This is a genomic window from Blastopirellula sediminis (assembly GCF_020966755.1).
In the GTDB taxonomy this organism is placed as follows: Bacteria; Planctomycetota; Planctomycetia; order Pirellulales; family Pirellulaceae; genus Blastopirellula; species Blastopirellula sediminis.
In genome coordinates this window covers 270,788-283,873 of sequence record NZ_JAJKFT010000004.1, presented here as the reverse complement: position 1 = coordinate 283,873, position 13,086 = coordinate 270,788, and the positions used below count along the sequence as shown (strand labels likewise).

At 59.1% G+C, this 13,086-nt stretch carries 10 protein-coding genes; 7 read left to right on the top strand and 3 right to left on the bottom strand.

Features of this window, described 5'->3' with window-relative positions:
* Positions 1 to 7: 7 nt before the first annotated feature.
* Positions 8 to 1,477, bottom strand: a complete 1,470-nt coding sequence (locus LOC68_RS04900) for a sulfatase (RefSeq protein ID WP_230216346.1) — start codon at positions 1,475 to 1,477, stop codon at positions 8 to 10.
* 297 nt (positions 1,478 to 1,774) lie between these two features.
* Here LOC68_RS04900 and LOC68_RS04895 point away from each other — a divergent pair, with 297 nt between their 5' ends.
* From LOC68_RS04895 to glsA, 3 genes are all read left to right on the top strand, one after another.
* Positions 1,775 to 2,266 carry an FHA domain-containing protein gene (locus tag LOC68_RS04895; protein WP_230216345.1) on the top strand — a complete coding sequence of 164 codons (492 nt, stop codon included), beginning with the start codon at positions 1,775 to 1,777 and terminating at the stop codon, positions 2,264 to 2,266.
* A 73-nt stretch (positions 2,267 to 2,339) separates the two neighbouring features.
* On the top strand, positions 2,340 to 3,110 hold the full coding sequence (locus LOC68_RS04890) for a MinD/ParA family ATP-binding protein (protein WP_230216343.1): 771 nt from the start codon (positions 2,340 to 2,342) through the stop codon (positions 3,108 to 3,110).
* A gap of 19 nt (positions 3,111 to 3,129) precedes the next feature.
* A complete protein-coding gene (gene glsA / locus LOC68_RS04885; RefSeq protein ID WP_230216341.1) occupies positions 3,130 to 4,128 on the top strand; it encodes a glutaminase A in 999 nt (332 codons plus the stop codon).
* Between the two features lie 74 nt (positions 4,129 to 4,202).
* Here the strand turns inward: glsA and LOC68_RS04880 are convergent, their stop codons facing one another.
* Positions 4,203 to 5,255, bottom strand: coding sequence for a hypothetical protein (locus LOC68_RS04880; RefSeq protein ID WP_230216339.1), 1,053 nt, complete (start codon positions 5,253 to 5,255; stop codon positions 4,203 to 4,205).
* 339 nt (positions 5,256 to 5,594) lie between these two features.
* On the opposite strand from LOC68_RS04880, the gene LOC68_RS04875 reads away from it, so the two are divergent.
* The 4 genes from LOC68_RS04875 (at position 5,595) to LOC68_RS04860 (ending at position 12,035) form a co-directional block, all read left to right on the top strand.
* Complete coding sequence (locus LOC68_RS04875; RefSeq protein WP_230216337.1) at positions 5,595 to 6,065, top strand: cupin domain-containing protein; 471 nt, start codon at positions 5,595 to 5,597, stop codon at positions 6,063 to 6,065.
* A gap of 248 nt (positions 6,066 to 6,313) precedes the next feature.
* Positions 6,314 to 8,635: a WD40 repeat domain-containing protein gene (locus LOC68_RS04870; protein ID WP_230216335.1), complete on the top strand. Its 2,322-nt coding sequence runs from the start codon at positions 6,314 to 6,316 to the stop codon at positions 8,633 to 8,635.
* Positions 8,636 to 8,799: 164 nt separating this feature from the next.
* Positions 8,800 to 9,954 carry a serine hydrolase domain-containing protein gene (locus LOC68_RS04865; RefSeq protein WP_230216333.1) on the top strand — a complete coding sequence of 385 codons (1,155 nt, stop codon included), beginning with the start codon at positions 8,800 to 8,802 and terminating at the stop codon, positions 9,952 to 9,954.
* A 638-nt stretch (positions 9,955 to 10,592) separates the two neighbouring features.
* Positions 10,593 to 12,035 (top strand): SH3 domain-containing protein, encoded by a 1,443-nt coding sequence (locus LOC68_RS04860; protein ID WP_230216331.1) that lies wholly within the window; start codon positions 10,593 to 10,595, stop codon positions 12,033 to 12,035.
* Positions 12,036 to 12,041: 6 nt separating this feature from the next.
* Here the strand turns inward: LOC68_RS04860 and LOC68_RS04855 are convergent, their stop codons facing one another.
* Positions 12,042 to 12,923 (bottom strand): serine/threonine-protein kinase, encoded by an 882-nt coding sequence (locus LOC68_RS04855; protein WP_230216329.1) that lies wholly within the window; start codon positions 12,921 to 12,923, stop codon positions 12,042 to 12,044.
* Positions 12,924 to 13,086: the final 163 nt, after the last annotated feature.

Below are 13,086 nucleotides of genomic sequence, written 5' to 3'. Positions count from 1 at the left end.
CGAAGTCCTACTTCGGCTTCGCATCTTTCCATCCTGCGTCCAATCGCTCTTGCAGCTTCGCCACCAGTTGGGCGTTCTCCGCTTCGCCGGCGACGTTTTCGTTTTCGGCCGGGTCGACCTGGTGATCGTACAACTCGGTCGCGACCACTTCGCCGGTCTTTTTGTTCTTCCACGCGGTGAAGCGATATTGGTCGGTCTTCATCGTGTAGCCCATGATGTTGCCGCGCGGGTATTGGCTGAACGCTGCGCTCTTCCACTTGGCGTCGGGAGTATCGAGCAGCGGCGCGGCGCTCGTTCCTTCCAAGCGTTCCGGCAGCGAAAGATCGGCCAGTTCGCAGAGCGTCGGGTAGATGTCGACGAACTCCACCAGCGCTTCGCTCTTGGCGCCGGGGGACTTTTGGCCGGGAGCGCGAATGATCAGCGGCGCGTTGGCGTCGTTTTCAAAGTTCGTATGTTTGCACCAGCAGTTGTGCTCTCCCAGCTTCCAGCCATGGTCTCCCCACAGCACGACGATCGTGTCGTCGGTCAGCTTCAGCTTGTCGAGTTCATCCAGCAACTTGCCGACGTTCGCGTCCGTAAAGCTGACGCTGGCATAGTAGCCATGCTTCAGCTGGCGGGCCTGGTCCTCAGTCAGATCTCCCTTCTTCGGGATCCCCTCGTAGACGCGCATTTCGCCCCAAGTCGTCAGCGAGTACGGCGTCACGTTCTTCGGCGGAAACGGATTGGCGGCCAGTTCGATCTTCGCCGGATCGTACATGTCCCAGTACTTCTTCGGCGCGTTGAACGGCAGGTGCGGCTTCACAAAGCCGACGGCCAAAAAGAACGGTTCGTCTCGCTTGCTCAACTCGCGGAGCGACTTCACCGCCAGTTCGGCGATCGCGCCATCGGTATAAGCGTTGTCTGGCACGTCCGCCATTTCGGTCGCTGGACCGCGAACAGCGCGGCTCAGCGCGGTTCCCTTCAGCCCCTTGGCTTTGGCGGCGACCCGCTTCTCGTTGAGCAGCACTTTGTTTTCTGGCAACACATAACCGTTGCCTCCTTTCGGTTTGCGGGCCGGTTCGCTCCAAGTCGGCAGGTCATCATAGCCGCCGTGATAGATCTTCCCCATGCTGACGCTGTAGTAACCGTTCTGCTTGAAGTGCTGACCCAAGGTCACCACGTCAGGGATGTTCTTGCGGAAGTGAGTCACCAGGTCGTAGACACGCGTCGAATCAGGACGAAGCCCGGTCATCAAACTGGTCCGCGACGGCGAGCAAACCGCTTGTTGGCAATAGGCCCGCGTAAAGACGGTTCCCGAGGCGGCGAGACGATCAATGTTCGGGCTATGGATCCAGTCGTCTCCGTAGCAACCGAGCTCGGTCCGCAGGTCGTCGACCGCGATAAACAAGACGTTGGGCCGCTTCTCCTGGGCGACGGCGGCGGAGGCGAAACAGACCGCGGCGAGCAGCGCCGCGAGGACCAAATTCAGTCGAGGCATGAGAGTCTCTCGATATGCAAAAAAGGGGGGAGCAAGCTGGGGGAACTTCTGATTCTAACCTCCGCCAGAGCATTCTTACCACACTCCTGTCGCGATCATGCCCCCCGATAAAATTTGGGGCAATTGTTTTTTCTTTAGGCAGCAGCGGCCCACGAAGTTTGCAGCCCTCCAGATGTGTTATTTCAAGTTTTGCCGTTAAACCCTAAAAATGCGAGCGTTGCCGCAAACTAGTCGTTTCTTAACGCCTCGGCACAGAAACTGCTATCAACCTCAAGCAACCTCTCCAGGCGAATTGACATGTCCGCAGGAAACCCAGAAAACCCCACCGTCACGCTAGAGTTGCTTGACTCGTCGCAAGGTACCCCGTTGCAAACGTGGACTTTCCACGACTGCGCTGAGATTACGATCGGACGAAGCGACGACAACGATATCCATCTGGCCGATCCTCAAGTCTCGCGGCTGCACGCCAAACTGACGCTCGAAGATGGCCAATGGACGCTCCATTCGCTCGGCCGCAACGGCACGCGTCTCGGCGGCAAGTTGATCGTCTCCGAAGTCTTGGACGAACAAGCGCGATTCCAACTTGGCGGCAGCGGTCCAACCCTTCGCTTTTCGGCGAAGAGCGCGGCGAAGACCTACTCGGCGACGATCGATAACATCGACCCGAGTGCGTTTGATTTTCTGGTGATCGACGAGCGGAAGAAATCGGAAGAGATTCAGCAAATCGTCGAAGGGGAGGCGTTCCAACAACTGCAGGAACAAGCGAAGCGGCTTCGCGAAAACCAATAAAGCGACGCAGCGACGCACGTTCCCGCAAACCGACCGACAACCCTGATCGACGTCTTGCTTCGGAGTGCGCCCCTTGGCCCAAATCGTTTCGATTCATTCCTTTCGTGGTGGAACCGGCAAGTCGAACACGACCGCCAATCTCGCCGTGACCATCGCTCGCCGTGGTTATCGCGTGGCCGTCGTCGATACCGACATTCAATCCCCCGGGGTCCACGTCCTGTTTCGCTTAGACGAAAAACAGATCACCCACTCGATCAACGATTACCTCTGGGGAAAGTGCGAGATCGAGAAAGCCGCCTACGACATGACGACCAGCGTGATCGGCTCGGTCGGCGAAAAGGATGAACGCCCGCGGCTCTTTCTGGTTCCGGCCAGCATCGACTCCGGCGAGATCGGCCGCATCTTGAAAGAAGGTTACGACGTCGGCATGCTCAACGACGGGTTCAAACGCCTGATCCGCGAGTTGAACCTCGACTTCCTCCTGATCGACACTCACCCCGGCGTCAACGAAGAAACGCTTCTCTCGATCGTCGTCTCCAACAAGCTGGTGCTGGTGATGCGTCCCGATAGTCAAGACTTCCAAGGGACCGCCGTCACGCTGGAACTCGCCAGACGTTTGGACGTCGCCGAAATCCTGCTGGTCATCAACAAGATTCCGCCGGGGATGGATCGCGAACTCCTTCGCCAAAAGGTGGAGCAAGCGTACGACGCCGACGTCGCCGCGATGTTGCCGATGAATTACGAAATCGTCCATCTGGCGAGCAGCGGAATCTTTTCCAATCGCTATCCGGATCACCCTTTTACCATCGAACTGCAAAACGTCGCCAACGCTTTGATCCAATAACCGCCGCCGGATCTCCGTCATGAACGATCACCTCGACGCACTGCTGAAGAAGATGAAGTCGGCCGCTTCGCCGCTTCGCGACATGCTGAAACAATTGCACGCCGAGTTCAAGGACAACCACGACGGCACGGTCGCCAGCTACATTCCGGAACTCGCCAAAGCGAATCCTGACTGGTTCGGCATTTCGCTCGTCTCGATCGACGGGCAAGCGGTCGACGTCGGCGACAGCAATCAGCAGTTCACCATCCAATCGGTCTCCAAAGCGTTCATGTTCGGCATGGCGATCGAAGACCACGGCCGCGATCACGTCCTCTCCAAGATCGGCGTCCAGCCGATCGGCGAAGCGTTCAACTCGATCACCCTCGACGAAGCGACCAATCGCCCTTTTAATCCGATGATCAACGCCGGCGCGATCGCCGCCGCCGACTTGATTCACGGCAAAGACTTCCCGGAGCGCGTCGCACGGATGCTGAAGATGTTCAGCACCTACTGCGGCCGCCAGGTCTACGTCGACAACACCGTCTATCACAGCGAAAAGAAAACCGGCCATCGCAACCGCGCGATCGCCAACTTGATGCTCAACTTCGGCATGATCAGCGAACAGCTGGATGACACGCTTGATCTCTACTTCCAGCAGTGCAGCATCCTGGTCACCAGCCATGACCTGGCGATGATGGGCGCCACGCTCGCCAACGGCGGCGTCAATCCGGTCACGGGCGAAAGGGCGATCTCGGCCGAATACGTCAAAGACGTCCTCGCCGTGATGCATACTTGCGGCATGTACGACTACGCCGGCGAATGGGCTTTCCGCGTCGGCATCCCCGCCAAAAGCGGCGTCGGCGGCGGCATCGTCTCGGTCGTCCCCGGCGAAGTCGGCATCGGCACCTTTTCGCCTAGACTCGACGCCAAAGGAAACAGCGTCCGCGGCATCCAGTTCTACAAAGCGCTGGCCGAGAAATATGGCCTGCACGCCTTCGAAGCGAAGAGCGAAAGAACGTCGCTGCTGAGCCAACTCTAGATCCACAACACTAGCCCGCAGCGCAAGCAAGGGAATGCGTTCGCAAGTAATCCCAATCGCCAAACGCTTCGCGCCTACTCTGCCGGCTTCATCATTTCAACCAACGATCCAGGCCGTTTTCGCTTGCCGCTCGCAACGTCGGCGATGATTCCCTGCACGTTCCGATTCACCTGATCCTCGGGGTCGAGACGCATCGCATGCTCGATCGTGACCTGCGCTTCGGCAGTCGCTCCGCTCAGCAGTTGAATCACCGCCAGGTTGCCGAGCAACTCCGCGTCATCCGGTTGGACCATGACCGCTTTCATCGCCGCATCGAGCGCGACCGGCAAATCGTTGATCGCCAGACAAATGGCGCCTAGCTCTTTGTAAAAAATCGTGTTTTCCGGTTCCAACTCGACGGCGCGGACCAGTTGTCGCTGCCCCTTTTCCTCTTTGCCGATCGCGAACCAGGCCATCCCCATCCCCAGCGCCAGCGCAACGTTCGCCGCCTCCGGAAACTTCGCCGCCAGCGGTTGCAACGCGTCGATCGCCTCCTGAATCAACAACGCCTCTTCGTCAGTCTTCGCGGGAACCCCTGGCTCGCGCCGCAGCCGCCAAACGGTATCAAACGCCTTGGCGAAGATTTCGTCCGGCGTCTCGGTCCGCCGCGATTGGTAGACGAGCTTGCCGGTCGCTTTTTCCCGGTAGGTATCGATCCCATCCTTGCGCTCGACAAACTCAAACTTTTCCGCCATCTCTTCGTCGCTGTAGTGTTGAATCGAATCAGGCGTATCGTCGGCCGGTGCAATCACGGTACAGGAATCAGAACCTTTTAACGTCGCGATCAGCCGCCCCTCATACTCGAACAAGACCAACCAATCGCAGGCCGGCTCCACCGACCGGTTGCGAGTCTGCACGATCACAAAGTCAGGCGACTCGCCGCTCCGTTCCAAGCCATGCAGTTCAAGCAGCTTGGCGAACTCCTCCGCATCGACCGGCGCCATAAAGCTCGACTGCGAGAGCAGCTCATCGGCATAGCTCATCGCATTCGGCGCGATCGCCGCAAACCCGGCGGCGCCATCCTCCAAAACGCGATCAAGCGCGTCATTCCGAATGACGACCGAAGTGCATTGAATCTGGATCGGCATCTGTTTTCTGTCCTCAATCGACCGCTTTGAAAAGCTGTACCGCTCTGATCGTAGCTCGTTGCGTCACACAGGGAAACGTGGAAAGGGAAAAGCCCTGTAGGTTGGGTGCAGCGAAGCGCAACCCAACATCTCTCCTTTCGCGGCCTGAACAAAGATATTGCTCCTGGAAGCCAAGACAACCGCCAAAAGCGAAAAGTTCATTCGCCCCAACAAGTTGCAACTTTTCCCATTTCCCGCCATAACTTCACGTACGCGTCCTACTCCTTGGCGTAGACTTATGCGGCGTTTTTCCTTCCTCGAAACTCCTGCGCTGCCGGATCGGCCCGCGAAAGGTTTCCCATGAATCGTTTCACGAAAACCGTCTTGTTCTCTCTCGGCCTCGTCGTAGTCGTTGGGCTCGGCGTCGCGTGGGCTCATGAAGATGGCGTGCTGAAGGTCACCGTGGTGGCCAAGAGCACCAAGTCTTGGGATGGCGAGCCGCTGCCGGCCTATCCGTCCGGTCAGCCGGAGATCACGATTCTGCGGATCATCATCCCGGCCGGCGAGAAGACGCCGCTCCATACGCACGGCGTCATCAACGCCGGCGTGCTGCTGCGAGGCGAACTGGTCGTTCACAAGGAAGAGGGCAAGTCCCTCACGCTGAAGGCCGGAGACTCGCTGATCGAACTGGTCAACAAACCGCACTGGGGCCAAAACGACGGCAAAGTCGATGCCGAGATCCTCGTCTTCTACGCCGGCGTCGAAGGAAAAGGCATCACCAACATCCTCGACGACCACGCCGAGCATGACAAACCGGCCAAGAAGGAATAGAACACGGAAGCCACGGATAGTTCACGGTAAGAAACACGGTAGGAATCGGTCGCTCCTTAGTAGCCCGCAGCGCAAGCGAGGGAAATGCGGCCGCAATTCTCCCGATCACCTCTATTCCACACGTTCTCTCTCGTCCTGAAATTCTTCCCGGAATACTTCGAGTTCCCCAAAACGTTTGGCGACTTGCGTTCGTCTTGGTTGATAGACTCTTCTATCAACCAAACTGGATCGAAAGCCCAGGCCCGCCCATGCCTGTCAGGAAGCGACTGTTCCGAACGCTCTTCGCCTTCTTCTGGCTTGTCGGCTTGATTACCCCGGCGCTGGGCGGCGATCCGATTATCGCGCCGATCCAGTTGAGCGAAATCGATCTCTCCGCACAGATCGATCCCGAGCCGCAAGGAGGCGAGCCGCTGCTACTTTGGAAAAAGCCAGGCTACGAAGCGTTGCGTGCGGCGCTCTGGCACGCAGGGAACTGCGGAACGCTCCTGGCCAATGGCGCCGATCCCAACGCGCAAAGTCCCGAGGGGGCCCCAATTCTCCTCTACGCCATCAGCCATTCCGACGAAAGGAACCTGGAGATTCTGCTCCGCGCCGGCGCCGACCCCAATGGCGCCGATGTTCACGGCTACACTCCCTTGCTGACGGCGATCCGGCGAGACTCTCCCGAAGCGATCCGGCTACTGTTGCGTTATGGCGCCGATCCTCTTCAAGAAATCGATGGCAAAACGGCCATCGAGCATGCCCGATGGTGGAAAAGGCCGTATGTGGATCTCTTGCAGCGAGACCCCAATCCATTGCAACCAACGCCAGTCCAGGTCCCGCGACGTATTCGCAAGCCGGACTCCCAACTCGGCAGCGCTGCTTTTCGCGTCACGCTGGGGGGAGAAGCGCTCACCTATTCCAATGACAGTCGACAAATCATCGCCGGCGACCGTTTTGGGGCCATTCGCATTTTCGACGCCCAAAGCGGAGAAATTCAAAACGTCATCGCCGCCCACTCCGATGAAGTTCTGGAACTCGCCACGATCCCCAATTCCAACATCGTCGTCTCCGCAACCCTCAGGGAGACGAAGTTCTGGGACCTCTCAACGTCGTGTGAGCTGATGCGTCTACGAGACGGAGGACGCGGGCTATCCGTTTCCCCCGATGGTCGCTTTCTCTTCACCGGCAATTGTCTCTTTGCCATGGAGTCGACGAGCCCGCTCCGCTTGTCGCAACAAGGCCGGGCCTATCCGCAAGCTGGTCGGAAAGTCTACATTTCGTGGTCGCTCTTTACTCCTGACGACCGCTACCTGATCTTCGGAGTGCAGGGGACCTACGTCTACATCTGGAATTTGAAAACAGATTTCGTGCGTCGCGTTGGGGACGTGAAGGTCGCGGAAATGACCTCTTTGACCTGGGGCGATTTGGCGCCGCACGTCGATATCGGCGCCGCCAATCCTGACGACTTGCTTGTCCTGGCGACCGATCAATATGCGATCCTGTCCGCCTCGGCTGCAAGGCTGAAGTCCTTTCAGCCAATCCTAAAGGCCGAATATGAGCGCCCAGATCGAGCTCCCATCAGCGAAATGCCGCGCGTCATCACCTGTTCGCCGAACGGGCAGTACTTGGCGACGATGTCCCATCTCAGCCGCATCAACGTTTTCGACATCGAACGGAAAGGCGCGCCGATTCCCTTGACCGGCCCACGCAGCATGCTGCATGCGGTGGCCGCTTCTCCCGCTGGAAATCTCATCGCCGCTGGGGGAGACGATCAGACGGTTCGCATCTGGGATCGAATAACCGGCGAACAACTCACCGAGATCCCCACCTCCTCATTCGTCTACTCGCTCGCCTTTTCCCCCGAGGGAGAGCGCTTGGCGATCGGCGATGGCGGCGTTTATCAGTTTCACCTTTCGACCGGCCAGTTGGACAAATGGGGAGGAGGCGGCCGCACCGTCGGATTGTCCTACAACTCGGAAGGAGACGTGCTGTTCGCACTCGGATTTGATCTGAACGCCTTTCACGCGGCGACCGGAAAGCAGATCGCTTCGGTAACCGCCTATGACGCGCAACAGCACCCGATTGCGGTGACGCCTGGCAACTTGATTTTTGGAGTCGCACTTACGCAGTCGCGCGACGAGACTTTCAAACTTCCGAGCGCCTGGTCCTTTGACAATGAACAGCTCACCCCACGCAGCGATCTCTTTTCGGAAGAGATGCGGCGACCGTCGACCATTGGCGGCGTGGCGACGACGCCGGATGGTTCCCTCTTGGCGGTCCTATCGCAAGGGACCATTCTCCTCTGGGATCTGAAGGAGAAAAAACAAGTCGGGCCGCCGATGTATGGGGCCGCCTACCTTTCGGCCGACATGGAGTTCTCACCCGATGGCAAGCGGTTGGCGGCGACGACGTGGTCGGGAGAGGTGTGGATCTGGGAGATTCCTTCCGGGCGACCGCTGCTGGTTCTCGATGACGATGTGAGTCGCATCGAATCGATCGCGTTCTTGCCGGACGGCAGTCTGGTAACGGCCAACGGAACCGGGACCGTCCATCTTTGGAACTTGCCCAATCACCTGGCGGCGGAATAGTCGGCGCAGCGAAACGTCGACTTGCGGGGAACGAATCGGAATCGACTTTCGCTTTCCGAAGATCCTGAGGATTCCCTACAAACTGACCAGGTCGATTAGGGCTTCGTAACGTATAGTTAGGTATCGAAACAAACTGCCTGCCCCACGTCCCAGGGAAACGACTCATGCTTCTTTCGCGCACGCTCTCGCTCGTGATCGCCATGCCGCTTTTCTGTGCGACCTGCACCAGCGTCTTTGGCCAGTGGCCGGTCGATGAAGCGAAATTGACGGCGACGGTCGAGGGGATGATGCAAGAGAAGGCCATCCCCGGCGTCGTCGTGCTGATCCGCAAAGGGGATCAGGAGTGGCTCAAGGCGTTTGGCGTCGCTGATCTGAAAACGAAGGCGCCGATGCAAACCGACATGGCGTTTCGGATTGGTTCCAATACCAAGACCATGACCGGCGTCGTGATCTTGCAATTGGTGCAGGAAGGGAAGCTCAAACTCGACGACAAGGTTTCGAAGTTCTTCCAAGACGTCCCGCAAGGAGATGAGATCACGATCGCCGATCTCCTCTCGATGCGGAGCGGCATTCCGACTTACAGCGAACTGAAGTCCTTCAATCAGACGATGGATCAGCAGCCGCAGCGCGTCTTCGCCCCGCAAGAGCTGATTCAAATCGGCATCGAGCAGAAGCCGCTCTTCAAGCCTGGAACGGCCTACGACTATTCGAATACCAATACGGTGATGCTGGGCGTGATCGCTGAGAAATTGACCGGCATGCCGCTCGAAAAAGCGTTTCAGGAGCGGATCTTCGCCCCGCTCAAGTTGACCCGAACCTCGCTACCGGCCCTGAGCGACAACCAACTGCCGCCGCCGTTTTCCCACGGCTATTTGTTTGGCACGAACGAAAACCCCGTCTTGCCGGAAGATCAGCAAAAAGAGGCGCTCGCCGGCAAGCTTCTGCCAAGCGACCACACCAACGACAATCCGTCGTGGGGCTGGGCGGCCGGCGCCGGAATCTCGACCGCCAAAGACCTGGCGACCTACGTCGAAGCGCTGGTCGGCGGCAAGCTGCTCTCTCCGGAAATGCACAAAACGCAAATGGAGAGCTTTCGACCTGCCCAGCCCGACAACCCGCAAGGTCCTTCCTACGGTCTCGGGATCGCCAAGCTCGGGCCGATGCTCGGCCACGACGGTTCGCTCCCTGGCTACCAATCGTTCATGGGGCACGACCCCAAGACCGGCGTCACCCTGATCGTCCTCTGTAATCTGCAATCGGACCCCGCTGGGCACGAAACGGCGATCACCATGGCGCGAACGCTCGTCGAAGGGAAGTAGTTGGGCGACTACGAGCGTCGCCTGAGGCGCGCGGTCGCCTAACTTTGTCTGTTGACAAAGCGCACGGATTCGTGGTCGATTCCCGTTGGTGCGCGACGGTCGTCTTTGGCCGTATCTGGTGGTATCGCGCGCCCCGAAATCAGTCCGCTGGATCGGAGTTTCGCGTGAGAAGCGTCTCGCGAATTGCGCTACCGCTGCGCGCTGACGGAGCGGCGAAGAATTGGCGCTCGGACCGCAATGCGTCCAAGAAAAAAATGTTGCAGTCCAGTCCACTGTCGGTTTGGGCGCGAAGGAATCGTGGCGGTCTGATTCAGTTCACCGTCGCGTGAAAAAAATGAAGCCGAGCGGTCCATACTATCGACCGGCGTTGATGGGTCCGAATGGACTTCGTCGGGAGCGCCCGTTATTGAACAAGAAAAAATCGTTGGCGGTCCGGTCCCAATTTCGTCATTCGGAATTCGACATTCGTCATTGTCCGGCGACGTCGGTTGGTAGAGGCGTTTTGACCATGGGGGGCTCTCCCGATGCATCACCCCGCTAGCAACCCTGGTCTATCGCTCTTGAATCGCTGCGGCGAATCAGGTATTCCCCAGAGTGCATCTACGCAGGGGGGAAACTGCGCTAGTTGGGCCGGTTCGATGAAACGACAACTCGATCGCGTTACGCTGACACGTCTGGCGTCCGTCTCTCTGTTTGCGCTGCTGCTGGCGATGGTTTCGCCGGCCGCCGCTCAGAAGCCGCAGCGCGCGGTGATCGTCACCAACGTCTCGGACATTTACAGCGGCCCCGGCGAAGACTACTACGTCTGCGACTTCCTGGAGGAAGGCGCCGAGATCGAGATTTACGACGAAGTCGAAAATGGCTGGCTCGCGATTCGCCCCCCGCACGGCAGCTTCAGCTGGGTGTTGGCCGACGCGCTCATCGAAACCGACAAACCGAATCTGCTGGAAGCGTCCCGCGATCAGGCGCCCTGCTTTATCGGCAGCCGCTTGGACGAACGCCGCGACGCGGCTCATGTCCGCCTGATGCGAGGAGAAGTGGTTCAGAAGCTGGGGAGCGGTCAATCGCTGAACGCCGAGACCGGCCAGGTTGAAAAGTGGACTAAGATCGCCCCTCCGGCCGGCGAGTTTCGCTGGATCAAAGCCGATACCGCCAAGCTGTTGTCGGAAATGCCTGAGACCGCATCGACCAGCAGCACGACGCCGGAGGCGAAAATGAATCTGTCGGCCGGCGGCTGGAACAAACGTTCCGGCGATTCCCCCTGGTCGCTGGACGATCCAGAGCCGGAACCGGTCCGCAACAGCACCGTCCCGGTCACTCCGGTAGCGCAGCAATCGGCCCAGATCCCGGTCACCGCGAGTTTGCCTCCGGGTCCGCTGAATCACGCCAAAGCGAGCGCCGTGGCGATGATCCCCGGTTCGATGACGGTCGCCGCTCCGGCGACGATGCCGAACTTTGGCGGCGACTTTCATGCGTCGATGCAATGGCTCGAAGCGGAGCTGACCAAAACGGTCTCCCAGCCGATCGACCAGTGGGATTTCAATTCGCTCAAAGCGGCCGCCCAGCAGCTTCGTTACACTGGCGCAACGCCGCTGGAACGAGGCGAGGCGCTGGTGATGGTCGAGAAGATCGAAGAGTTCTCGCAGCTTCAGGCCCGCAAGCGGGAAGCGTCGCGGATCGCGACGACCATTCCGACCGACAAGCCGGCGGCCACGGTCGCTTCGGCCGACATGGCGAGCGACGCCGAAGTGAAACCGAGCGACATCGGCACCGGCGTCTTTGTCGGAAACGATGACGCTCGGTATGACGGCGAAGGTTGGCTGATGCCGGTGATCAAACGAGCGACGTCGTCGCGGAACTCGGCGCGCTACACGCCGCCGTTCGCGCTGACCGACGAAGACGGCAACGTGCTGCAGTTCGTCACACCTTCTCCAGGCGTGAACCTGCGACGTTACTTGAAGCAAAAGGTTGGTCTGTATGGCCAGGTCGCAACGACGGAAGAATTCACGCGGCCTCATTTGACCGCGAGCCGCGTGGTGGTGCTGAGCCGCCATGAGAAGACGAGCGTCGAGACGAAGTAGAGAGCGTTAACCGACGTTACCGATCGTCTCGAACTCCAAAGCGCGGAGTTGTTCGGCGACGTCATCAATCGTTTCTGGACGGCGAAGAGGATCTTTCGCCAACATGCGAGCGACCAAAGTCGAGAGCGCCGCGGGAGCATGCGGCAGAAATCGGCGAAGCGGGGGAGGCGACTGCGCCCGATGAGCGGCGACGATTTTCGCCAGGTCTTGGGTATCGAACAATCGATGCCCGCTGAGCAGTTCAAAGGCCAACACGCCGAGACTGTAGATGTCGCTGGCGTCGGAGGCGGCCAAGGTCGACGTGAAGAGTTCCGGCGCCATGTAGCGCGGCGTACCCTTCTGGTATTGGGCGGCGTCGACTTCGTCGATCCCAATCTGGGTGGCGAAGCCGAGATCAATCAGGGTCACCCGGCCGGTGGCGTCGATCATGACGTTTTCGGGCTTCACATCGCCATGACGCCAACCGGCGGCATGCAGCGCTGACAGTCCTTCGGCCACTTGGCGAATAATCCAGATCCGAGCGGCGAGCGGTCCGCGACGCGGAACGAGCTGATTGAGGGTCACCCCGGTCAGGTAGGGAAAGACGACGTAGGCCTCTTCGCTGCCGTCGAGACCGTGGGCCAACACGGTGGCCAACCGCGGCGAGGCGACCTGCTGCGAGACGCGAACCTCGCGGCGCAACATTTCGAGCGCTAACGGATCGGACGCATATTCGGATCGTAACGTTTTAATCGCGTAGTCCCACGCGATACCTTTTCCGCCAACCGGCTGAGCGCGAGAAACGTCGCAGAAGGAGCCTCTCGCCACCAGATTGCCGATGCGCCAATCTCCCACGACCGACAGGCGCGCGGGGGTGCGAAGATTACGTTGAACGAGAGTCGGCTGCATGAGCTTCTGCGAAGGGGGAAGAAGGAAACGACCTTAGTTTAATAGTCGGCCACGGCGGCCGAACAGCACGATGGAGCGTCAGCGAATCTTATTAGCCCGATGGCGCCGATTTTACCGCTCTAAAATTTTTAAACCCTGCTAGGGGAAAAAAACGCGTAGTTGA